The organism is Diplocloster agilis (assembly GCF_019042275.1).
Taxonomy (GTDB): Bacteria; Bacillota; Clostridia; order Lachnospirales; family Lachnospiraceae; genus Diplocloster; species Diplocloster agilis.
In genome coordinates this window covers 40,899-64,005 of the sequence record NZ_JAHQCW010000009.1, presented here as the reverse complement: position 1 = coordinate 64,005, position 23,107 = coordinate 40,899, and the positions used below count along the sequence as shown (strand labels likewise).

At 50.8% G+C, this 23,107-nt stretch carries 17 protein-coding genes; 15 read left to right on the top strand and 2 right to left on the bottom strand.

Annotated elements, in window-relative coordinates; all coding sequences use genetic code 11:
- Positions 1-50: 50 nt before the first annotated feature.
- From KTH89_RS07490 to KTH89_RS07455, 8 genes are all read left to right on the top strand, one after another.
- Positions 51-1,568, top strand: coding sequence for a sugar ABC transporter ATP-binding protein (locus KTH89_RS07490; RefSeq protein ID WP_158348381.1), 1,518 nt, complete (start codon positions 51-53; stop codon positions 1,566-1,568).
- A 52-nt stretch (positions 1,569-1,620) separates the two neighbouring features.
- Positions 1,621-2,562, top strand: coding sequence for an ABC transporter permease (locus tag KTH89_RS07485; protein WP_238721245.1), 942 nt, complete (start codon positions 1,621-1,623; stop codon positions 2,560-2,562).
- Positions 2,563-2,583: 21 nt separating this feature from the next.
- Positions 2,584-3,555: a glycyl-radical enzyme activating protein gene (locus KTH89_RS07480; protein ID WP_158348377.1), complete on the top strand. Its 972-nt coding sequence runs from the start codon at positions 2,584-2,586 to the stop codon at positions 3,553-3,555.
- Between the two features lie 77 nt (positions 3,556-3,632).
- Positions 3,633-5,249, top strand: coding sequence for a response regulator transcription factor (locus KTH89_RS07475; protein WP_238721244.1), 1,617 nt, complete (start codon positions 3,633-3,635; stop codon positions 5,247-5,249).
- Between the two features lie 36 nt (positions 5,250-5,285).
- Positions 5,286-6,341 carry a sensor histidine kinase gene (locus KTH89_RS07470; protein ID WP_158348374.1) on the top strand — a complete coding sequence of 352 codons (1,056 nt, stop codon included), beginning with the start codon at positions 5,286-5,288 and terminating at the stop codon, positions 6,339-6,341.
- Positions 6,342-6,350: 9 nt separating this feature from the next.
- Positions 6,351-7,790, top strand: a complete 1,440-nt coding sequence (locus KTH89_RS07465; RefSeq protein ID WP_238721243.1) for a sugar ABC transporter ATP-binding protein — start codon at positions 6,351-6,353, stop codon at positions 7,788-7,790.
- Positions 7,791-7,878: 88 nt separating this feature from the next.
- Complete coding sequence (locus KTH89_RS07460; protein ID WP_238721242.1) at positions 7,879-8,352, top strand: GNAT family N-acetyltransferase; 474 nt, start codon at positions 7,879-7,881, stop codon at positions 8,350-8,352.
- A gap of 166 nt (positions 8,353-8,518) precedes the next feature.
- Positions 8,519-11,410, top strand: coding sequence for an EAL domain-containing protein (locus KTH89_RS07455; RefSeq protein WP_238721241.1), 2,892 nt, complete (start codon positions 8,519-8,521; stop codon positions 11,408-11,410).
- Positions 11,411-11,926: 516 nt separating this feature from the next.
- On the opposite strand, the gene KTH89_RS07450 is transcribed toward KTH89_RS07455, so the two are convergent.
- Together KTH89_RS07450 and KTH89_RS07445 are read right to left on the bottom strand one after the other, a co-directional pair.
- Positions 11,927-12,652 carry a LytR/AlgR family response regulator transcription factor gene (locus KTH89_RS07450; protein ID WP_238721240.1) on the bottom strand — a complete coding sequence of 242 codons (726 nt, stop codon included), beginning with the start codon at positions 12,650-12,652 and terminating at the stop codon, positions 11,927-11,929.
- A 41-nt stretch (positions 12,653-12,693) separates the two neighbouring features.
- The gene (locus KTH89_RS07445; RefSeq protein ID WP_238721239.1) at positions 12,694-15,270 is read right to left on the bottom strand and encodes a histidine kinase; all 2,577 of its coding nucleotides are present in this window, start codon (positions 15,268-15,270) and stop codon (positions 12,694-12,696) included.
- Positions 15,271-15,483: 213 nt separating this feature from the next.
- Here KTH89_RS07445 and KTH89_RS07440 point away from each other — a divergent pair, with 213 nt between their 5' ends.
- Genes KTH89_RS07440 through KTH89_RS07410 form a run of 7 tightly spaced genes read left to right on the top strand, consistent with a single transcriptional unit; the run spans position 15,484 to position 23,097 of the window.
- Complete coding sequence (locus KTH89_RS07440; protein WP_158348365.1) at positions 15,484-16,476, top strand: aldo/keto reductase; 993 nt, start codon at positions 15,484-15,486, stop codon at positions 16,474-16,476.
- Positions 16,464-17,915: an L-fucose/L-arabinose isomerase family protein gene (locus tag KTH89_RS07435; protein WP_238721238.1), complete on the top strand. Its 1,452-nt coding sequence runs from the start codon at positions 16,464-16,466 to the stop codon at positions 17,913-17,915. Before KTH89_RS07440 ends, KTH89_RS07435 begins: the two co-directional genes overlap by 13 nt.
- Positions 17,912-18,796 carry a class II fructose-bisphosphate aldolase gene (locus tag KTH89_RS07430; RefSeq protein ID WP_238721237.1) on the top strand — a complete coding sequence of 295 codons (885 nt, stop codon included), beginning with the start codon at positions 17,912-17,914 and terminating at the stop codon, positions 18,794-18,796. Before KTH89_RS07435 ends, KTH89_RS07430 begins: the two co-directional genes overlap by 4 nt.
- Positions 18,793-20,442, top strand: coding sequence for a DUF5597 domain-containing protein (locus KTH89_RS07425; protein ID WP_238721236.1), 1,650 nt, complete (start codon positions 18,793-18,795; stop codon positions 20,440-20,442). Before KTH89_RS07430 ends, KTH89_RS07425 begins: the two co-directional genes overlap by 4 nt.
- Positions 20,439-21,302, top strand: a complete 864-nt coding sequence (locus tag KTH89_RS07420) for a carbohydrate ABC transporter permease (protein WP_158348357.1) — start codon at positions 20,439-20,441, stop codon at positions 21,300-21,302. The genes KTH89_RS07425 and KTH89_RS07420 overlap by 4 nt, the downstream gene beginning before the upstream one ends.
- Positions 21,302-22,123, top strand: a complete 822-nt coding sequence (locus KTH89_RS07415) for a carbohydrate ABC transporter permease (protein WP_158348355.1) — start codon at positions 21,302-21,304, stop codon at positions 22,121-22,123. The genes KTH89_RS07420 and KTH89_RS07415 overlap by 1 nt, the downstream gene beginning before the upstream one ends.
- Positions 22,124-22,134: 11 nt before the next feature.
- Complete coding sequence (locus KTH89_RS07410) at positions 22,135-23,097, top strand: carbohydrate kinase family protein (RefSeq protein ID WP_238721235.1); 963 nt, start codon at positions 22,135-22,137, stop codon at positions 23,095-23,097.
- Positions 23,098-23,107 lie beyond the last annotated feature (10 nt).

Sequence of the window (23,107 nt, the reverse complement as noted above, 5' to 3'; positions counted from 1 at the left end):
GGGTGCGGCGGCGTTGACTCCATATCATTGAAGGTTAGGTGGTGCAAGAAATGAGCAATGGGTACGCAGTGGAAATGAAAGACATTACCAAGAAATTCGGCGGCCTTACGGCGGTGGACAAGGTCAGCTTTCAGGTTAAGCCGGGCGAAATCCACGCGCTTTGCGGGGAAAACGGCGCGGGGAAGAGTACGTTAATGAATGTGCTGACCGGTAAATTCCCGGCCAATTCTTATTCAGGAGAAATATTGCTGAACGGGAAAAAAGCAAAAATCGGTTCGCCCATGGACGCCAAGCGGGATAAGATCACAATCGTGCATCAGGAGCTGGAACTGATTCCAGAGTTAAGTATCGCGGAGAACATCTTTCTCGGCAACCAGCCCTCATCTGCCACAGGCATCGACTGGAAGAAGATGTACGCGGAGGCGGAAGAAATTCTTGAGAAATTTTCACTGGATTTAAACGTTAAAACAAAAATTAAATATTTAACCGTAGGACAGCAGCAGCTTGTTGAAATTGCCAAAGCGATTTATCTGGGCGGCAACGTGCTGATCCTGGACGAACCGACGGCTCCTCTTACAGGACGCGAGATCGATTTCCTGCTGGAAATGCTTGAGAAGCTGAAGGAAACAGGAATTTCCATCGTCTATATCACACACCGTCTTGAAGAAATATTCCGGCTGTCCGACCGGGTATCCGTCATGCGTGACGGCAAAATGATCAACACCTTCCAGACCTCCGAGATCCAGGTGGAAGAACTTGTAGCCGCCATGATCGGGCGGAAAATGGAAAACATGTATCCGCATATGGACACAAAGGCGGGGGATGTTACGCTGGAAATCTGCGACTATTCCGTGCCGCATCCGCTGTATGACACGAATATCGTGGAGAACGCTTCCATGCAGTTCCATGCCGGAGAAATTGTGGGAATATCAGGACTTCTGGGCGCAGGCAGAACCGAACTTATGTCGGCGGTAAGCGGCGCATATCAGATGAAGGGTAAGGGGATTGTAAAACTTTACGGAAAAGAAGTGAAATTCAACTCTCCCGCCGCAGCCATCAAGGCTGGGATCGGGTATGTGACAGAAGATCGGAAAACAACGGGGCTGATCCTGAACCAGACCATCCGTTTCAATATATCCATGGCTTCTTTGTCAAGAATCATCAGGTACGGCCTTTTATTTCCCGGCAAGGAGAAGGCAATCGTGAATCATCTGAAAGAAGAGCTGCGCATTAAGACGGAAAATATCGACAATCCCGTCAGCAGCCTAAGCGGCGGCAATCAGCAAAAAGTCGTGCTTGCCAAGTGGCTGGCGACGCAGCCGGGCATCCTGATTCTCGACGAGCCGACCAGGGGCGTAGACGTGGGCGCCAGATATGAAATCTATATGATTATGAAAGAACTGGCCGCGCACGGAAATACGATCATCATGATCTCTTCCGACCTGCCGGAGGTGATCGGCATCAGCGACCGCGTATATGTGATGTATGAGGGCAAGGTGCGGGGCGAGCTGTCAAAAGAAGAGTTGAGTGAAGATTCCATTATGCGCTACGCAACAGGAATTGCCTAGAAGGAACTTATACCTATATGTGCGGGAAAACGCACGCATGGAGGAAAATATTGTGAAAACAGGAAAAGAAAGATTGAAAAAAGTTGCAGATTTTGCATTATCCAATTTCGTAATCATCGCTTTTATCATACTGTTTATTGCAAGCTGCTTTCTGTCGCCGGCATTTTTTACAAAGAACAATCTGATGTCCGTGTTGATTCAGAATTCGATTTACGCCATCTGCGCGATCGGGATGCTTGTAATTATTATTACCGGCGGCATTGACTTATCAACCGGCGCTTATGTGTGTATCACCGTCTGTCTGACGGCCGGGCTGATACAGGGCGGACACGGCATTGCCTCGATTTTTATCGTATTGCTGATGGCGCTTGTGATCGGCTCCATTTCCGGCTCGATGGTGGCCTTTTTGAATATCGCTCCGTTTATCGCGACGCTGGCCATGACGACCATTCTAAAAGGCGCGGCGTACATGTACCAGACCGGGCAGAACCGCCGTATCGACGGAACCTTTCTGCCAAACTGGGTGAAGGGCACTACCGTTGGAATTCCCAACCCGGTGCTGGTGATGATTATTGTCTATCTCGTATTTCTCTTCGTATTAAACCGCACCAGGTTTGGCCGGGGCATCTATGCGATCGGCGGCAACAAAGAGACCGCCTACCTGGCCGGTATTAAGGTCAAGACGTATCTGGTGCTCAGCTACGCGCTGGGAGGCCTGTGTTTCGCCATTGCCGGTATCCTGCTGTGCGGGCGTCTCGGCATGGGGACCGCCACCGTGGGCGACGGCTATGAGATGGACGCGATTGCTTCGGTGGTCATCGGCGGCGCAGCTATGAGCGGCGGTTCCGGCAGCGTGACCAAGACGATTGTCGGCGCGATGCTGATGGGCGTGCTGTATAACATTATGAACCTGATGGGGATTGCATCTTACCCGCAGATGATTGTAAAGGGCGTGGTCATTGTTCTGGCGGTGCTGCTTTACAAGAGAAAATAACGGAGGCGGAGGGATAAAAATATGATCCGCGATGAATTATTAACGCAGGACATCGGGCAGTTATCAGAGATCTCCGGGATTGTGGCTAACATCGAGCGCTACGCGATCAATGACGGAGCAGGGGTGAGAACCACGGTTTTTACAAAAGGCTGCTACCTGCGCTGCCGTTGGTGCAGCAATCCTGAGACCCAGTTGTTCGCTCCTGAAATGAGCTTTTTCCCGGACAAATGTTTCGGCTGCAAAAACTGCTTAAGGGCTTGCCCCTACGGCGCGATCGGCGATGATCTCAATGCGGACCGCAGTATTTGCAGAGACTGCCATACAAGGGAGCACCCATTCGCCTGCACCACAACCTGTTATGCAAAATGCAGAAAAATGACCGGCGAAACGATGACGGTGAAACAGGTCTATGATATAGTAAAACGTGACGTGCCGTTTTACGAAGCGTCCGGCGGCGGCGTGACCCTGTCCGGCGGCGAGCCGATGGCCCAGCCGGAATTTACCTATGCGCTGCTTCGCATGCTGACGGAGCGCTGGATCGATACGGCGATCGAGACCTGCGGCTATGCGGACAAAGAGGATTACGAAAAGGTTCTCCCCTATTTGAATACTGTTTTCATGGATCTCAAGCATATGGACAGCGAAAAACACCGTCTATGGACGGGACAGGGCAATGACTTGGTACTGGAGAATATCAAGCTGGCCGACCGGATGGCCGGAACCTATGGAAACAAACTGTTTATCCGCATTCCGGTGATTCCGGGATTTAACGATACAGCGGAGGCGATTGACGCGGCTGCCCGCTTTGTCGCCAGGGAATGCACTCATGTGACGGGCATGGAGCTTCTTCCCTATCACAAGCTGGGGCGCGGAAAATATTATAGTCTGGGCAGGACCTATCCGCTGGAGGATTTGACCCCGCCTTCCAAAGAACAGATGGATGAACTGAACCGCATACTGGCTGGTTACGAGATACCGATTTATAAATTTTAGTAAAAGTGCTCGTTTCTGGGGAAGCGCCTTCAAAATGGGCGCTTTCGCTGTGCAAAGATAAAGAAAAGGTGATGGACATGGCTAGAAGAAAAGTAATCATAGTGGACGACGAACAGCATATTTGCCGCTTGATCGAAGCGCTGATCGACTGGGAGGCGCAGGGACTCGAAGTAATTGGCTTTGCCCATGACGGCAGCAGCGCGTTTCAGATGTGTCAGGAGTTATCGCCGGATTTTCTGATTACGGATATCCAGATGCCGGGTCTTAGCGGAATCGATTTGATTAAAAAGCTATATGATAAGTGTCCGGAAATCAAGGTCATCATTATTACCGGTTACAGCCAGTTTCCTTACGCCCATCAGGCGCTGCGCTACGGAGTCGTGGATTATCTGCTGAAGCCGATTCAAAAGGAGGAACTTGTACACGCCCTGCAAAAAGGGATGGAGCTTATCGACCGGGAGATCGCGCTGCCGCTCGAAAAAGAAAGCCTGGCGCTCAAATCCATGCGGGAAATCAAAGCCAACCTGTTGACGCTTATCTTGCAGGACGCGGAACAGGCGCCGAAGGTACATAACCGAAGCCGGTTTATCGAAGAATATCATCTGAAATTCCAGGGCGAGGCGTGGCAGCTTCTGCAGGTGGAATTCATACTGAGCAACGAGGAAAATTCGGCTTCCGTCCAGGACTTTTTAAAGGATAAAATCAAGGACATTGTGGTGGGGGAACTAAAAGGCGATCACATAGAGATTGTGACCGCGCTTTCGGGCAACAGCTTTTTTTTCCTGCTGAACGGGGACAGGGATTCCCTTGAACAGGCCAGGATTCAGCTGAACCAGGTGAAAAACAAGCTGCTGGTGGTCAACGACATCCTTCAGAAGATTAACTTTACAATCGGCATCAGCAGTGTGTGCGGCGATTTTAGTGAAATCAGCGGCTGCGTGCAGGAATGCCATGCCTGCATCCACTATAAAATCATGAAAGGGAAAAATAAAATCATCAAATACGGCGACATACCGGCAGCAGAGCTTGAGTCGTCGTATTTTATCAATGATAATTTCCGCAAGCAGTTTCTAAAGGGCGTGGTGGATGCGGACGGGGAAGCGGTGGCGGCGGAGATCAACGAGCTTGTGACGTTTCTTTACCGGTTTTCGGGAAAAATCGACGGCAATATCGTGCTGGAAATCTACCAGATGCTGGTCAGGCTGTTTTTCAAAGGCATACAGACCTTTTCGTTCACGGATTTTAAAGAATTCACCCAGGATAATCTGATTTCGCAGAAGGAGTATTTTTACAGCATCTCAGGCGCGTTTACTTATTTGAGCGAGATTTTCCAGATGCTGCTGAAGCGCTGCTGCGAGGAAAAGGAGGACCAGAACACACAACCCATCCGGGAGACACAGCTCTATATCGAGGAACACTACATGGAGCCGGTGAAGCTTGAGGAGATCGCCAGGCATGTGGGCTTGAACGAGACCTATTTATCCAGTATATTTAAGAAGCAGGTGGGAAAATCGCTGATCGATTACCTGACCTATACACGCGTGCAGCATGCCAAGGAGCTTTTGATCAACCGCAATAAAAGCGTCAATGAAATCGCCGAGGAGGTGGGCTTCAACGATGCGAAATATTTTACGAAGCGGTTTAAAAAATATACCGGCGTGTCGCCCAATGAATACCGCAAGCTGTTTGCGTAATGTTGCAGGCGGGCTGCGTAAGGAGATGGCTTTTTTGTGAAACGCTACACGATATCCAAATTTTTAAACGTTGTAATGGGGGCTTTGATCGTGTTTGTCTGCGCCGACCTGCTGGTGTCCGTATACATGCTGCTTAACGGCGGAAGTAAGCTGTATATCGCGGTCAGTACCCTGCTGTTCCTGACGGGGGGCGTGCTCCTGGTCATATACCTGCTGCGGATCCAGACCTCGATCAAGGGGCTTAGGAAGTCCTATAACGAGTTTATGAACGGGAAGACGAGCAGCTTAAAAATCATGCCGTCCACGCATATGTTTCTGACCGAGGAGGAGAATCTGCTCAACCATATCAACGAATTGATTAACCGGGAGGAACTGTTAAAGGAAGCGAACAAGCAGGCGGAATATCTGGCTTTACAAAACCAGATTAACCCTCACTTTCTCTACAACACGCTGGAGGCGATGCGGGGTGATGCCTTGACAAGCGGGATGGAATCCCTGGCCAATGTGGCTCAGGCGCTGTCCTCTTTTTTCCGTTACACCATATCCGACGTACAGTTTCTGGTGACGGTGGACGATGAACTGGAAAATATCAACAATTACTTCTTTATCCAAAAGTACCGGTTTGGCGACGATCTGAAGCTGGAGATTAATTTCCTGGACGACGAGGAGCAGATCCGGAATCTGAGGCTTCCGAAGCTGACCTTGCAGCCAATCGTGGAAAACAGCGTGCGGCACGGTCTGGAAGCGCAGGTGAACAGGGGGAAAATATCGATTACCTTCGACCAGACGGAAACGCATCTATTTATCAGCGTCAAGGATTCGGGCCGGGGCATGCCGGAGAAGGAGCTGCAGGCTTTAAACGACTCCTTAAACGAGACGCCGTTTCAGTCGCGGGAAAAATACGACGCCGAAAAAGAGAAAAAACTGAAAAACGGGCACACGGGAATCGCCCTTAAAAACGTTTCCCAGAGAATCAAACTCTTATTTGGCGACGAATACGGCATCTATATTTTCAGCACGCCGGGAGTGGGAACCAACGTGAAAATTACAATTCCCAGGCAGACGCAGGATTCGGCGGCGCCGGACAGATAAGAGGCGGATATGAAGAAGGAAATATTCAGAATGCATAATGGGTTCATCAGACAGGGAAGGATACTAAAAGGGCCTTTCTTTTTGCATTTCTGCAAAGGGGAAATCAGCGGTATCATCACCGACGATTCCTTTGAAAAAGAGATGCTGATCCAGTTTTTCCGCTGCAAAAACAGCCTGGTGTCCGGCGATTTTTATTACAATGAACAAAGGATTGCCGCCGAAGACCGGAATAACAGCTACCGGAAGCTGATATCGGAGACCACGTCGGTCATCTCGGGCAATTCGCAGCTGTTCGAGTCGCTGACGATCGTGGATAATATCTTTATACCCAGTTTTTTCATCAAACGCAGAAAGCATAAGAAAGTAGCCGCCAGGCTGATGGAATTTTTTGACATCGATATTCCGCTGCATATGAGAGTCCGGGACCTGACCACGTTCCAACGGCTTCAGATAGAGATTCTGCACGCGGTGGCGTGCCATCATAAGCTGATTATCGTATCGGACATCAACGGGATGCTGCGCTCCAAGGAGCGCAATAAGCTGAGGCAGCTATATGAACGGCTGGCCCAGATCGGCTATGCCATCTGTCAGATCGAGTCGCTTAATAATATCTCGCTTAATACGTTAGACCGGGTGCAGGTCATCGAAAAAGGCAGAGGCGTCGGCAGCTACAGTAGAACCGAGATCGAATATTCCGAGATCGCCCGGTTAATTAATGCGGACGGGGAATCCAGCCAAAGCGAGCTGCTGCAAAAGAAAGACGCCCGTTTTTTCGACGGTTTTAAGGGCACCGTGCTGGAGGCTAAGGACATCTGCTGCGGACATCTGCGCCAATTCTCCATGAAGCTGTCCAAGGGGGAAATCGCCGAAATCAACTGCCGGAGCGGCAGAGATTACATAGAAATCAAAAACGTATTCACCGGCAGAGCCAACCCGGTTTCCGGAAAATTTATTTATGAGGGCAGAGTACGCAACCTGAATGTGTTAAGCCGGGCGATCGCCAAGGGAGAGATCGGCTGCGTCGATTTTGCGGACCTGGACAATCTGTTATTTGAAAACTTAAGCATTGTGGAAAATATATGCTACCCGCTGTGCCTGAAAAACACCGGCTTTTTCCTGCATAAAAAATACAGGAAGCTGGCGGAAGACTACGTCAAAAAGCTGATGCCCGGACTGAACCTGGAAAAAAGAGTAAAAAGCCTGACCCAGGAACAGATCATGCAGCTGGCCTTCTGCAAATGGATTTTATGCAAACCCAAACTGCTCATAATTTTTATCTCCTCCCCCTTCCTAAAGGACGAGCCGGACCACGTGGCGGACCGGCTGATTATCGAGCTGAGCAGATACGGCGTGCCGGTCCTGATCCTCTCCGAGCGCTATAAATTCGAATCAAAAATCATCGAAACAGAATATGTAGTCCACGATGGAGTGATCGCCAAAAAGCAATGAAGTATGCTATAATGCTATAATATTAGAACACGCAAGGATCTTAACGGTACATAAAGCCCCATAACTTATCGGCGGAGGAATGAGCAGCATGCTTACTATAAGAAGATTCGAAACAAAAGACGCGCCGGAGATAGCCTCCCTCATACAAAGAAATTTCCTGGAAGTCAATATTAAAGATTACGGCCTGGAAGAGATGGAGCGCCTGGCCCAAAAGCATACGCCGGAAGAAATATGCCGTATAGCTCAACAGGCCCGCATGTATGTCATCTGCGAGCAAGACAAAATAGTCGGCACCGGTTCTGTCAAACATCTCGACGGAAGCCTGACGGAATGCGGCCTGGCAACTATATTCGTGCATCCGGAACACCAGGGACAAGGAATCGGAAGAATCATCATAGACACGCTGGAACAAGATGAACTGTTCCTGACTTCCACGAGAACCGAAATCGGCGCCTCCATCACCGCCTGTCAATTCTATGAAAAGATGGGTTATACCTATAAAGATCACAAAAAAGCACTCGATCGGCACGGGCTATATAAGATGGAAAAATTCAGGTCTTAATCCGGAGTGTTTTTGGACGTCTAAAAGGAGAAGCTTTGCCTGGATGAGTTTATACTTGAGCCTTACTTTTTCTGCGTACATGAGTTATACTATATTATAGTAAAAAATGCGGCAAAAGAAGCCATTTTGTCAATAAATGGCAAGGACAGTGAAGGTGCGCCAGACAATGAAAAACTTTTATAAAAGCTTAACGTGTTTTCTTATCATCCTTTTCACGTTTCTCGGCACGGTTTTACCTCTGGAGGCTTCGGAGAAAAATGTGGGAATGCCTGTGAAAGTCGGATATTATGAAGATGGAGACTATATGTCCCGGAATCAGTACGAGGAATACGTGGGCTACAATTTTGAGTTCTTGCAGGAGATATCCAAACACAGCGGCCTCCAATATGAGGTGATCGATACCGTTAGCTGGGAGTCTGCGCTGCAGATGATTATCAGGGGAGAGATCGATCTGCTTCCAGCAGTCTATTATACGGAGGAACGGGCAGATCAGATGCTGTTCAGTACGCAGCCGATGTGTAATATTTATACCACTTTGAATGTACGCCCGGATGACCAAAGATATAATTATGAGGATTTCGAAGCTTTTCAGGGCATGCATGTGGGTATCATAAGCGGCGGTATAGATGGTGAGAATTTTAAAGCCTTCTGCCAGGAGCACGGTATTACCCTTCAGATTCATGAGTATGATGAGACAGATAAGCTGTTGGCTGCCCTGGACGAAGGTACACTGGACGGGGTGGCGATTACCCATCTGGGGAAAAACAGTACGTTCCGGAGTGTTGCCCAATTTTCTCCCAGTCCTCTTTATATTGCCGTGTCGAAGCAGCGGGAGGATCTGCTGGAAGAATTAAACCGGGCGATGAACGATATCCTGCTCGGCAACCCTGGCTATGAGATGGATCTATATGACAAATATTTGTCGCCGAGTGCAAATCAAAAACCGGTGTTCACCAACGAAGAACAGGATTTTATCCGCGAGGCGGGAACAATCGTGGCATCCTATGATCCGGACTTTGCGCCTCTATCTTACACGGATCCCGATAACGGCGGATTTACTGGGGTTACATCGGATATCTTGAACTTTATCGCCAATAACAGCGGGCTTCAATTCCGCTTTGAGGCACATCCGCAGCCGGAAGCGCTTCGACTGTTGGAAGAAGGAAGCATCGACGTCCTGTGTGTGTCCGACGGCGACTATCTCTGGGATAGAAGAAATCAGATAAATTCCACACTGTATTTTCTGAGGACGCCTACCGCAATGATTACCCGGCCGGGAAATGTGGAAATAAAACGTCTGGCGGAGCCGGAAGGATATCAATTGTCGGAGAATGTGGAAAAGGATAATCCAGATCTGGAGATAATTACTTATTCCTCTGCCCAAGCATGCCTTGAGGCGGTGGACAACGGAACCGCGGACGCCGCTTTCATGAATATGCAGGTTGCCAGCTATTATCTGGAAGAGGAGCAGTTTGCCGGCCTGAGTGCGGCGCCTCTGGGCAAATACAGCAATGATTTGTGTGTGGGTGTTTCCTCCAATGCGGACCAGCGCCTATTTTCCATAATAAACAAATGCGTCCAATATATGCCCGGTGATCAGATAGATACTGCATTGATCCATTATATGGCGGAAAGCGGCAGGGTCAGCCTCGGGGAGCTGGTCAGACAGCACATGCTGGCTATTATTCTTAGTATCTGCCTGATTCTGGGAATCATTATTTTCCTGATCAGCCATAACTTAAAGAACGCGCTTCGAAGTAATCAAAGAATTCAGGAGCTGCTTTACAAAGACGATTTGACCGGACTGTATAATATCAATGGCTTTTATCGAAAATGGGAAGAATTGGCACATGAGAAGGGCAGGGGGGATTATGCGCTGCTCTACAGTGATATATGCCAGTTCCGGCTGATAAATGATCATTTTGGATTTGGTGTGGGCGATAAAGTGCTGATCGGACTGGCAGATATATTGCGGAAAAATCAACGTGGCCATGAGCTGTGCGGACGGGTATCCGCGGACAACTTCGTGATATTGATGAAATATACGGATTGGGAGGAACTGCTGACCCGGCTGGAGGGTATCAAAAGCCAGTTGGATCTCTGGCGTCAGGAGAAGACCGGGATACCGTATCAGATCGGGGTGGTATACGGCGCTTATCTGATCGGTCCGTCGGAAGAGACAGGCATTCAGCAAATGATGGATTTCTCCAATTATGCCAGGCGCAATGCAAAAAATAATCCTAATTGTGATATCATCTGCTATGATGAAAAAATGCGCCAGCAGGCTATATTTCAGCAAGAGCTGGAAAACAGGCTGGGTCCTGCGCTCAAACGGCGTGAACTGGAGGTTTACTATCAGCCGCAGGTTGATATGGAAAACGGGCGGATTATCAGCAGCGAGGCCCTGATCCGCTGGAACCATCCGGAAAAAGGACTTTTGATGCCGGGCGCCTTCATCCCTGTGTTTGAAAAAAACGGTATGGTCACAGCCGTCGACCTGTGGCTGTTCGAGGATGTATGCAGATCCATGCGCAAGTGGATGGATCAGGATATTAAGGTAATGCCTGTTTCCTGCAATTTTTCCAGGCTGCACTTTGAACAGCCGGATTTCCCGGAGCGCATCAGCGCCGTCGCGGACCAATACCGGGTTCCGCATCAGCTTCTGATCGTGGAGATAACCGAAAGCGCGATTATCGAAGATCCGGCCGTGATCGAAACGCTGCTTCCACAGCTCAAAAAGAAGGGATTTCGAATCGCGATCGATGATTTCGGATCAGGGTATTCTTCGCTTGGCCAGCTGCAGCAGCTGACAGCGGATGTACTGAAAATGGACCGAAGCTTTATCGTCCACGGTATCCGGGCTGAACGGGAACAAACGGTCATCAGAAATCTGATTCAGCTGGCCAAAGAACTGGGACTGATGGTCATTTGTGAGGGCGTGGAGGAGCAGGAGCAGGCGGATATCCTCTTGAAACTGAACGGCCGGCTGGCCCAAGGCTTCTACTATTACCGGCCTATGAAAAAAGAAGAGTTCGAAAGGCTTGCCTATCCCGAATAGGAAAGGGGACATGTCCAAACCGGCCGGAATCGGAAAGGGGACATGTCCAAATTGAGAGTTCCTCCTGGGGTTGGTTTGCTCGCTGCTCAGGGCCGTGGGGGTGACGGTATCCGGGGCGGCTCCGGGCGGCTGGGTTCTTCGGTGTCTCCCTGGAAGCGCGGAGGGCTTGCGCTGGCATCCGCTAAGTGGAATCGAAAAGCCGGGTTCAGGAACCGAGCCTATTCACCAGGAACGCGTGATGTGTTCCCGGTTCAGAGGCTCTTGCCCGTCGGACGTGAAGTCCGCCGGTCATCCTGAACCCGGCTTTCCGATTCCACCAAGCGTATGCACAGCCGCCCTATGCGCTTCCAGGGAGACACCGAAGAACCCAGCCGCCCGGAGCCGCCCCGGATACCGTCACCCCCACGGCCCTGAGCAGCGGGCAAACCAACCCCAGGAGGAACTCTCAATTTGGACATGTCCCCTTTCCGATTCCGGCCGGTTTGGACATGTCCCCTTTTGACTCCTTTCAGCTTCTCAGATGTTTAACAGAGCGCGGAATTCTTTGATGTAGGTCCGGCTGACGGGGATGGCCTCCTTTTGGTTCTTGATTTTTACGTTATAGGTAGAATTGAACATCGGATAGATCGCCTCGATTTGATTCATATTCACCAGATAGCCCTTATGACAGCGGAACCACCCATAGGGAACCAGGTTCTCCTCCCAGTAGGAGATGCTGTGCCGCAGTACGTACTCTCCCGATTGGGTGACCAGAATCAGATCCCGCAGTTCCATCTTGATAAACTGCCCGTCCTCCGGGCGGATGATATAAAACCGGTTATTCTGGGTGCCGATGATGCGGAATTCCCCATGGGCCTTCAAGGACGGGTCCGGCCGGCCCTGGGACAATGAGGTGATCTTGTCCAGAGAGTGGCGGACTTTAGAGGTAGTGACCGGTTTTAAGATATAATCCACCGCGTTGACCCGGAACGCGTCCAGGGCGTATTGCTCATAGGCGGTGATGAAGATGACTTTCGTGGCCAGCTTTAATTCCAGGATTTTTTCCGCGATTTCCATTCCGTTGATTTCCGGCATGGAGATGTCGGCGAAGATCAGATCCGGTTTCATGGTTTGCAGGGAATCCAACGCGGTATTGGCATCCGTCGTGGATAGGATGATATCCAGTTCCGGGAACTTTTTTAAGATAAAGTTCAGATTGTCCAGAGCAAGCTGTTCATCGTCGAGCGTTATGACACGTATCATTGCGAACCTCCATTCTTTTACAAACGTGTTTGATCGGTATGTCAGGTTTCCTGCAAATCAGCCGCATGGCATGGAATCCGGAAGGAGACAGTGGTTCCTTGCCCCTGCTCGCTTATGATATTCAGGGTTTCGTTATAGTATAGCTTCAACCGCTTGATCAGATTGGCCAGACCGATGGAAGTCTGCGTATTCATCTGCCGTATCTGTTCCAGGCGTTCCGGGGAGATCCCGGCACCGTCATCTTGTATCTGTATATAAATCCAGCCGTCATCCTGTATCACATCGATCAGGATCGTCAATTTATGGGTTCCCCGTCTGCCGTGTTTCACGGAATTTTCCACGATTGGTTCAATCATCAAAGGCAGGATTTTGGTAGAGTCGTCGCAGTTTACGTTGATCGCATAAGAGATCATCTCATGGAAACGGGCTGTCTCGATTTTTAAATAAGCCTGCACCAGTTCCAGTTCTTTCGATAAAGATACGCTTTTTTGCAGTTCCCCCGCAAATAAACTGCCCCGCAGATAGTTGCTGAAGCTGTCCAGCAGGTCATAGGCCTTATCCGGCGCCTCCATGCACAGCGGCATGATCGTGCTGATGGCGTTGAATATAAAATGCGGGTCCATCTGGGACTGCAGGAAATCAATGCGGGACTTAAGGGCCATGGAGACTGATTTTTTCAGATAAACCGCGCATTCGATTTTCCAAAGCAGCTCTTTGCGGGTAAAAGGTTCGACCAAAATGTCGTTGATCTGTGACAAAACCGGATCGGTCGGCTGGCCGAACATCTCTTTTCGGATCAGGATCACCGGCATCTGTCCCAGGGAAAACTGCCGGCGGATGTTTTGGATGATCTGCTGACTGCTCATTTTTAAAAACGTAGTGCCAATGAGTATGCCCCCGATATGCCTGGTGTGCTCCAGGTATTGCAGCGCGTCCTCCGAAGTGTGGAAGATCACGAGATCGTAGGCGGAATACTCCAGATAAGATTTTACCAGCTCGATCTGTTCCGGCAGCGTGCTGATCAGGATGACTTTATAGCCGGAGGAGGGATGAGCCGAAGGGCTCTCCGTCTGCGGCGAGATCTGTCCCTGATCGTTCCAGAACGGTATGGAGTAGTGGATCATAAAAAAATTCTGATTAGAAACGTACGCTTTGAGTTCCCCGTTTTGCATGAGCAGGAGATTCCTCGCAATGATGGTCGTCAGTTCCTCTTCGCTGTTTAAATTCTCCCGGTTATGTGCGGAGCGGCTGTTTAAAATGCGCAGTATTCTTCGCACCTTCTTCATTTTCCCCTCTCCTATGGTAACCTGCATCCGAATCCATAACCGGTCTTTTTGCCTGCTGGTCTGGATACGGACAGGTTCCTGATTCCGGATGTCCAGAAGGGCCAGTAGAAAATTATAATTCACCTGCATGAGATAATAGGGATCCCCATAGATATAGTCTTCCGTATTTACCATGGAATAATGAATACGGTCTGCGGAAACTAACTCATCTCCGGTGACGATCTCGTCGATGGCCATGTCCAGGATGGTAGAGAAGCTGACTTTCATCATATCCAGGGAGACTGTTTTCCCCTGCAGGATACTGTATGTGTGCAGGTTATCCATTAAAGTATTCAGATTCTTTACCACGGACTGCATCTGCACCAGGATCTTTTTCTGGGCGTCCGGCAGATTCCCGCCGGTGTCCTCCAGAAGTACTTCACTCAATCCGCTAATCCGGTTCAGCGGCGCCTGGGTGAATTTCATGATGTGGTCCAGCGTCTCTTCTTTAAACTGATTTGCCTCGTGAATCTTCCGGTTCAGGGTTTTATTATAAAAGATCCGGTTCCGGTATTCCCGGAATCCGCAGGAGAACAGGAAGATAAGAAAGATTAGCAACAGCAGCAGGATACGGGGCAGATAATTGTGATACTGAACGAGGCCCGGATCGTCCCGGACCTTAACGATCGTGAAAACCGTATAACCCAAAAACACAAGCAGCGCTGAGGTAAACAGCATTTTTCCTATATGGCCCCATTGCAGCAAAAGCAGATACCCGTAGAGGCAGATCCCGAATATAAAAAACAAAACCAGATAGACGTGCAGCGCCTTTAAAGCCGTTACCGGGGGCAGCAGGACCATAGCGGCCGCAAAAGGCAGGGACAATCCGTACAGCAGGACTGAAAAAAGGGGCCTCACATTTTTGATGAGAAAACGCATCAGCAGCGTTACGGCCTGTACGGAAAACAGGATCAGGAACAGATCCCCGCTTTTGATCCAGATCAGCCGGTCCGTTTTAGGAGTGGTGAACATCGTATTGATCTCCCACACGCAGCTGATGATACCGGAGGATAAAAAACAGAGTCTGGATAAATACAGAAAAATATTATTTTCCACTGCCAGCAGGTGAATCAGATAACAGCCGATCCCAAACACACAGAGAATGATGGAGGCGGTTAACTTAAAAATAAGGCTGTGATTGATGACCCAGTCTACATGGAGCCGGCTCTGCCTTACAAAAAGCGCGTGATGAAACAACTGCAGCTGGCATCTGGTGATAAAGGCCACCAGGCAGATTGCCCAGATTGCTGTGATATATGTGATAAGATGCGGAACAAAGATTTTTCTATTCATGCTGTCCTCCGTCCTGTTAACGATCCTACGGTTTATTATATACGAATCCTTATATAATTTCAGCAGAAATCCATGTAACTTGACCCCGTTTTTATGCATGATACACAAAGAGTGTGGATGCGCATTGAAGTTTCGGCTATATTGTGAGCAGAAAAAAGAAAAACAGTCAAGGCGGGCCTGCCGGGCGGCAGGACAAGAAGGAGGTCATTCTACATGAAACAAATCGGCGATACCGGTATTCCCATATCAGATCTGGTATATGGCTGCTGGCAGATGGGCGGCGATGAATACTGGGGAAAGAGCCAGGATGAACAGGCGGTTGATAATATCCGGACTGCCTATGATCTGGGGATTCATACCTTTGACACTGCTTACATCTATGGCCTGGGCCATTCCGAATGTGTGCTCGGGCAGGCGTTGCAGAAGATACCAAGGGAGAACTGCTGTGTGATCAGCAAGCTGTGGCAGATGGAAATGCACTATGAGGATGCCATACGAAACTGTGAGGATTCTCTTAAACGTCTGAAGACCGATTATCTGGATGTCTATTTTGTCCATTATCCGGATTACACCGGAACCGTACCGATCGAAGAAACTTTAGAAGCCTTTAACCTGCTGAAGGAACAGGGGAAAATAAGAGCCATCGGCCTGTCCAATTTTTCCCTGAAGCAGACCAGGGAAGCCATGCGGTATGCGAAGATTGATATCGTTCAGCCCTGCTACAGCCTGCTGTGGCGGTATGCGGATAAATTACTGCTGCCCTTTTGCCGGGAACAGAATATATCCGTGATTCCCTATTCCCCTTTGGCCCAGGGACTGCTGACCGGAAAGTTTCACAGAGATAACAAGCCCACGGATGACCGGAGCCGCGTGCCGATCTTCCAGTCTCCGTATTACGAAAAAGCGGTGGAAGTGGTGGAGGTGCTGGAACAGCTGTCCGGTGAAAACGGATGGACGCCGGCGGAAATGGCCTTGAGCTGGGTAGCTCATCAAACAGGGATCACGGCCCCCATCGTGGGATTCCGTCACAAGGAAAAGATTCCCCAGAGCCTGAATGCCGTTTCGAAAAAGCTCGACGCGGAAGCTGAGGAAAGGATTGAGAAGGCCAGCAGAAACTTTACGGACCAGCTGCCGTTTTTTCTGAATTTCTTTGACAATACCATCGTGGAAGACCCGGATAAGGAGGAACAGACGTGGAGCTTATGAGCAGAAGATTAAAGATTGGGATCGCCGTTACCCGAAGAGATTCCTGGAACGCGCCGCAGGCGTTTGAAAACAGCCGTCTCATCCTGGAGAAAGTAAGGGAATTATCCGGGAAATATGATTTTGATGTGGTGACGACGGAGCATCTGACCTTCCGTGACAAAGAAGTCGTGTTTGGAAAAGAGACGCTTCGGATCAAGGCCGATACTTTGCTGACGGATTACGAGGACGCCCTTGTGGCGGCCCGGTATTTTAAACAGGAGGAGATCGATGCCTTATTTATACCGTTCTGCAATTTCGGACAGGAGGAGGCAGTGGCGAAACTGGCCGGTGAACTGTCGGTTCCGACCCTGATCTGGGGCCCCCGGGACGAAATGCCCGACGGCCTTAACTGGCGTCCCACGGATACACAATGCGGACTGTTTGCGGCCTCCAAGGTGCTGATGCGCTATCATGTGAAATTTACCTACATAGAAAACTGCCGGTTGAACGATCCGGTATTTGAGCGGGAGTTTGCCGGTTTCCTGGGAACCGCAAGGATCGTGGCCGCCTTTAAAAGACTGCGGATCCTGCAGATCAGCGTGCGCCCCCAGCAGTTTTTGGGAGTCATGATCAATGAGGCGGAGCTTCTGGAAAAATATCATATTGAGATCGTACCTGTGACGGCCACGGAACTTTTCGATACGATCCGAAAGGTGCGGGAGGAAAAACGGGAACAGATTCAGGAACTGGTCCGGGATATGGAACGCGATATCAATCTGGACAGACTGGGAGAGAAGAAGGAGACTATGGCCGCGGTAGAGATCGGAATCATGGAGCTGGCCCGCCGGTACAGATGCACTTCCATCGCCAGCGAGTGCTGGCATGAAATCCTGAGCCGGTATGACCTCTCGCCGTGCTTCCTCTTCGGGGACATCAATGACAGGGGCATCCCCTGCGCCTGCGAACTGGATATTCACGCGGCGGTGACCGCGGCGCTGGCGGTGGCGGCCAATGGTTACACGGCCCCCTCCTTCACGGCCGACTTAACGCTCAGGCATCCCCAGGAGGACAACACCGAGCTGCTCTGGCACTGCGGGCCGTTCGCCAAATCCTTAAGGGAACCTTCGGTACCCGGTTATGTGACAGAGTCCGGCCAGGGCTTCTACCCGCTGAAAAAGGGCGTCGTTACCGTATTGCGGTTTGACGGGGCCGACGGGGAATACCGGTGTTTTGCCGGCTGCGGCGAGTCGGTGGAGGGACCGGTTACGAACGGAAATTATGTCTGGCTTAAGGTGGATGACTGGGTAAAATGGGAAAAGAAATTCATCTACGGCCCCTATATTCATCATGTGGTGGGAATTTATGGCGATTTCCGCAAAGAATTTGAGGAAGCTTGCAGGTATCTGGATCTGATCTATGATAACCCGGATATACCGGAACGAAAGGAGAGAGGTTTATGAGTCTGGAACGGGTGCGGGATATACTGGCCGAGGCGGACCGGCATGGGACGGCGGTTCTCGCCTTCGACGCTATGAATTATGCGATGATCGCCGCCGCCGTCCAGGGGGCGGCAGCAGCAAAACGTCCGGTAATTGTGATGCTGTACCCGGAAATGGCGGGATACGTTTCCCTGGAAGGGTTTCTTGCCCTAGTAAAGGAGCAGGCGCGGCAGGTGCGCATCCCGGTGGGGATTCACCTGGATCATTGCAGTGATTTTGCATATATTGTCCGCGCGCTGAAAGCCGGCTTCCCTTCCGTTATGGCGGATGGCTCCCTGCTTCCCCTGGATGAGAATATTGCATTTACCGCTTCCGTAGTACGAACGGCGAAGGCTTTTGGAGCGGATGTGGAGGGGGAACTGGGACATGTAGGAAAGGCGGCCAATGAGGGGGATTATATAGTATCCGATCTCTACACGCCGGTGGAGGAAGCCAGAGTATTTGCGGAAGCCACGGGCGTAACGGCGTTGGCGATTGCCTTTGGCAGCGCCCACGGCAATTATACGAGGCCGCCGAAGCTTGACATCACACGCCTAAAGAAGATCAATCAGGCGGTAAAAACCCCGCTGGTCCTCCACGGCGGCAGCGGTATCCCGAAGGAGCAGCTGACGGAAGCCTTTCATAATGGGATCAATAAATTCAATGTGGGCACGGAATTTTCCTATTTAAACCAGAAGTATACGGGGCAGTATTTCGAGCAGGAAATGGAAAGGGACGGGGCCTGCGGCCATGTGGAGTATGCAAGGGAGAAATTATCCGCGTATATTGCGGAAAAATGCAGGCTGACCACATGTACCGCAGAGCCCGGGACAACCGGAAACAGCTTGGAGGAAATCTTATGAACAACCTATTTTATAACAGGGACGGGACTCCCTTCTTTTCCTTAGGGGGGCAGGTACACAACTCCAGCTCCTATTCGGAAGAAACCATGCGCAGGGCATGGAAGGCGGCCGAAGCGCTGAGCCTTAATACGGTAGCCGCTCCGGTATTCTGGAACCTGCTGGAACCGGAAGAAGGGGTGTATGACTATTCCCAGGTCCATATGCTTTTGCAGCAGGCCGAAGCGCACGGCATGCATCTGATCCTGCTCTGGTTCGGCTCCTGGAAAAACGGCGCCTCCCAATACATACCGGTCTGGATGAGAACACAAAAAGAGAGATTCCGCTGGGTACAGACCATACAGCACTTTGAGACCCGGGTGCTATCCCCGCACTGTGAAGAAAACAGGCAGGCCGATGCCCGCGCCTTTTCAAGGCTGCTGGCCTACCTAAAATCTCACGATACCAAAGGGATCGTAATCGGCGTACAGATCGAAAATGAGCCGGGCCAAATCGGCACGCCCAGGGATTATTCCGACATCGGGGAGCGGGCGTATAAAAGCCGGGTGCCAAAGGCGGTCATGGACTGGCTTCAGGAACCAGGCCCCTGCGCTCAAGCGGGGCGGGCCGGCGGATCTAAGGTTCGGGAAATATGGCTGGAGCACGGAGGAAGGACCCAGGGGGACTGGGAAGAAGTATTCGGCTTCTACGCGGCGGAGATATGCACGGCATATGCTTTCGCGGTCTATATCAATTCCGTATCCGCGGCAGGCAAACGGGAATTCGGGATCCCTGCCTACGTCAACGTGTGGCTGGGAGAAATGTATAACCGGGTAGCCGGGATCGATTACCCGTCCGGAGGCGCTGCCAGCCGGGTGCTGGATCTGTGGAAGCGGTTCACGCCCGATATCGACGCGATTTGCCCGGATATTTATTATAACGATTACCTGATGTACGGTAACATCTGTGAGAAGTATGCAGGGCCGGATAATCCCCTCTACATTCCCGAATCCGGCGCAACGGTCATGAACGCGGTAAACACATTCCGGGGTATTGTAGAATTCGGCCTGTGCGGAATTCATTGCTTTGGAATCGACAGCCTGACGGATCGGGAGGGGAATCTGAAACCCGGCGTGCAGGAATATGCAAATATGGTACGGATCGTAAGGGCGGCGGCGCCGTTGATTCAAAAATACCAGGGCACCGGACGTTTATATGCAGTGACCCAGTATGAAGGCAGCGCCTTCGATTACATTGATTTCGGTGATTTTGTGGGCCGTGTGGTCTGCACCAACCCTCTGGACGATCCATACGCGGAGGATACCAGGCCTTATCTGGATGCGGCCCACACAGAAGATGAGCATTATCATGTCCGGGGAAAAGGGCTGATTGTATATGAAGGAAATGGCAGTTTCTATCTGGCAGGCGAAGGCTTCCGCCTGAACCTGATCCGTAAAGATACCATCGAGGGCATGACCACAGGGGTGCGCACCTCCAATTTCCAGAACCTGCGCCACCAGGAATACCTGGAAGTGGCGGAAGGGCATTTTGAGGCGGATATGAAATTTGTAACCGACAGGCTTCGGACAGGCGACGAGTGCGACCATGGCTTGTGGGTCCACTCTGATATAGGGGTCGTCCATGCGCTGCTTGAGGAGGGAATGAAATGAAAAAACGCAGAATCCATTCCAGAGCGGTTTCAAAATATGTGTTTTTGCTGCCGGGCTTATTCTTCTTCGCATTTGCCATCGCGATCCCCCTTTTACTGGGAATCAACATTGCATTTACGGACTGGAACGGAATCACAAAGGATTATAACTATGTGGGATTCGAGAACTTCATCCGTATGTTCAGCGACAAGAGAATCCTGGCTCCGGTGCGCAACACGTTATTGTTTGCCCTCTTCGGCACCGTCGGGAATAATGTGATATCCCTGGGCCTGGCCCTGCTGGTCAATCAAAAGACCGGAAAATGGAGCAATGCTGCGAAGATCCTGTTCTTCGTACCGGTGTGCTTCAGCGCGGTGCTGACGGCATTTTTATGGGGGTTCATCTACCGGGAGGTGCTGTCCCAGCTCTTCCACATTAAGAACCTGCTGGGCAGCAGAAACTGGGTCATCTTCGCCATCACCGTCATGGGGCTTTGGAATACGTGCGGGATCAATATGCTGATCTATCTGTCCGGTCTGAAAAATATACCCACCGACCTTTATGAAGCGGCCATCGTGGACGGAGCCGGCCCAGGACAAAAGTTCCGCCATGTGACGCTGCCGCTTCTAACCCCGTCCTTTACCGTGTGCGTCACGCTGACCCTGACCAATTGGCTGCGGGAATTCGCCATGACCCTGTCCAGCACCGGTGGCGGCCCGGGCGGCGCTTCCAGAACCATTTCCATCTATATCTTTGAGAATCTGTACCGCTACAACAAGGCCGGGTACGGACAGGCGATCTCCCTGGTGTTTGTGATCGCCCTTGTGCTCCTGGGCAGCGCCGTATCTTCCTTCTTTCGGAAAAGAGAGGTGGAGATCTGATGAAAAGAAAATATTTTATTATCGCGCTGACCATCCTACTGATGTTACTATTTTGTTTTCCTATCTTCATGGCCGTACTAACCTCCGTGAAGACACAGCAGGAAATCTCGCGTTCCATTTTAAGCTTCCCGACGGCCCTGCATCTGGAAAACTATACGGAGGCTATGGAACGAAGTGATTTTACCCGGTCCCTGATCAACAGCTGCATCGTTACGTTTCCATCCGTGGCGCTGATTATCGTGGGCGCTTCCATGGGAGGATACGCGATTGCCAGACATGCCGCTTCCAACCGGGCATTTCGGTGTCTGGATAAAATCTATCTGGCATCCCTGATGATTCCCTTTCAGATCCTGATGATTCCGATCTATAAGATGTACAAGGCGCTTAAGCTTCAGAACTCCCTGTTCGGAATGATCCTGATCCTGACCGGAACCAGCATTGCCTATGCTACATTCCTCTATGTCGGATTTGTAAAATCCATTCCGAGGGAGCTTGAGGAAGCGGCGATGATCGACGGCTGCGGACCGTATAAGACATTTTTCAGGATCGTGTTTCCGCTGTTAAAACCGATCACGGCCACGGTTGCGGCCCTGCATGTGATGTGGCTCTGGAACGACTTTAATATCGCGCTGATTCTGCTGCAAAAGGAAGAGGTACGGACCCTGACGGTGAAACAATACTACTTTTTCGGAGAGCATACGACCGATTACGCGGTGGCGTTTGCGGCTTCCATCGTCTGTATGCTGCCGGTTCTGATTTTCTTCGTATTCTGCCAGCGGTATTTAATAGAAGGAATCGCGTCCGGCGCGGTAAAAAGTTAGGGAGGTTCGGCATGGATATTATAGGAATCGCGCAACCCATCAAGGATCTGCTCCTGGTGGTGGAACAGATACCGGACGAGAACAGCTTTACGACGCTTCTGGATTACAGCAGCCAGGGCGGCGGGAAGGTGAGCACCGCGCTGGCTGCGGCGGCAAGGCTTGGCATGGAATGCGCCGTGGCGGGTACGGTCGGCAAAGATGCCAAGGGACAATTTGTCCGGGAGGATTTTATACGTCATGGAATACAGGTGGAACAGTTAAAAGAAAGAGAGGAGGGGAAGACAGGATACTGTGTATGTATCGCGGAAAAATGCTCACCCAACCGAAGATTCCTGGGAGAGAGGCCGACGGTTAAGCAGCTTATGCCGGAAGAACTGGACCCGGACTTCTTAAAACAGGCCAAAGCGATTCATCTGGAGACGCCGGACGCCGTATCCGTCGCGGCAGCGCAGTTCGCTAAGAGCCAAGGGATAACCGTGTCTATGGATGCGGACCCATATCCGGATGAGACCGATGCCCTGATGGAAATGGAGAGCCTGATCGATATTTATATTGGCTCCGAGGCCTATTTTAAGGTAAGATCCAAGGGGAAGCCATTTCGGGACACCCTGTACGAGATTGCCCAAAAAGGCTGCCGTGTGGCAGCGGTGACCCTGGGGGATCAGGGGCTGGAGGCGGTGATCGACGGCCGCTACATCCGCATTCCGGCGTTTCACAAGCTGCCGGTTGCAGATACTACCGGAGCGGGGGATGTGTTTCACGGAGCATTTTTAAGCGCCTGGATAAAAGGGATGGAACCCAGCCGGTGTCTTGAGTTTGCCAGCGCGGCATCCGCCATTAAGTGCGCCAGCATCGGAGGGAGAGCCGGAATTCCCGATTGGGAAATGACGAATTATTTTCTGGAAACCGGAGAACTGATCAAGAAAGAAACGATACGGGAACGAGAGAAATTCTACAAAAACCTGGTGATATAAAGGAGGAAAA

What these genes read in the sequence shown, in the direction of transcription:
- KTH89_RS07490 (WP_158348381.1), top strand. Translation starts at nt 51, where the DNA reads ATGAGCAATGGGTACGCAGTGGAAATGAAAGACATTACCAAGAAATTC.
- KTH89_RS07480 (WP_158348377.1), top strand. Translation starts at nt 2,584, where the DNA reads ATGATCCGCGATGAATTATTAACGCAGGACATCGGGCAGTTATCAGAG.
- KTH89_RS07475 (WP_238721244.1), top strand. Translation starts at nt 3,633, where the DNA reads ATGGCTAGAAGAAAAGTAATCATAGTGGACGACGAACAGCATATTTGC.
- KTH89_RS07465 (WP_238721243.1), top strand. Translation starts at nt 6,351, where the DNA reads ATGAAGAAGGAAATATTCAGAATGCATAATGGGTTCATCAGACAGGGA.
- KTH89_RS07460 (WP_238721242.1), top strand. Translation starts at nt 7,879, where the DNA reads ATGCTTACTATAAGAAGATTCGAAACAAAAGACGCGCCGGAGATAGCC.
- KTH89_RS07455 (WP_238721241.1), top strand. Translation starts at nt 8,519, where the DNA reads ATGAAAAACTTTTATAAAAGCTTAACGTGTTTTCTTATCATCCTTTTC.
- KTH89_RS07450 (WP_238721240.1), bottom strand. Translation starts at nt 12,652, where the DNA reads ATGATACGTGTCATAACGCTCGACGATGAACAGCTTGCTCTGGACAAT.
- KTH89_RS07445 (WP_238721239.1), bottom strand. Translation starts at nt 15,270, where the DNA reads ATGAATAGAAAAATCTTTGTTCCGCATCTTATCACATATATCACAGCA.
- KTH89_RS07440 (WP_158348365.1), top strand. Translation starts at nt 15,484, where the DNA reads ATGAAACAAATCGGCGATACCGGTATTCCCATATCAGATCTGGTATAT.
- KTH89_RS07430 (WP_238721237.1), top strand. Translation starts at nt 17,912, where the DNA reads ATGAGTCTGGAACGGGTGCGGGATATACTGGCCGAGGCGGACCGGCAT.
- KTH89_RS07425 (WP_238721236.1), top strand. Translation starts at nt 18,793, where the DNA reads ATGAACAACCTATTTTATAACAGGGACGGGACTCCCTTCTTTTCCTTA.
- KTH89_RS07420 (WP_158348357.1), top strand. Translation starts at nt 20,439, where the DNA reads ATGAAAAAACGCAGAATCCATTCCAGAGCGGTTTCAAAATATGTGTTT.
- KTH89_RS07415 (WP_158348355.1), top strand. Translation starts at nt 21,302, where the DNA reads ATGAAAAGAAAATATTTTATTATCGCGCTGACCATCCTACTGATGTTA.
- KTH89_RS07410 (WP_238721235.1), top strand. Translation starts at nt 22,135, where the DNA reads ATGGATATTATAGGAATCGCGCAACCCATCAAGGATCTGCTCCTGGTG.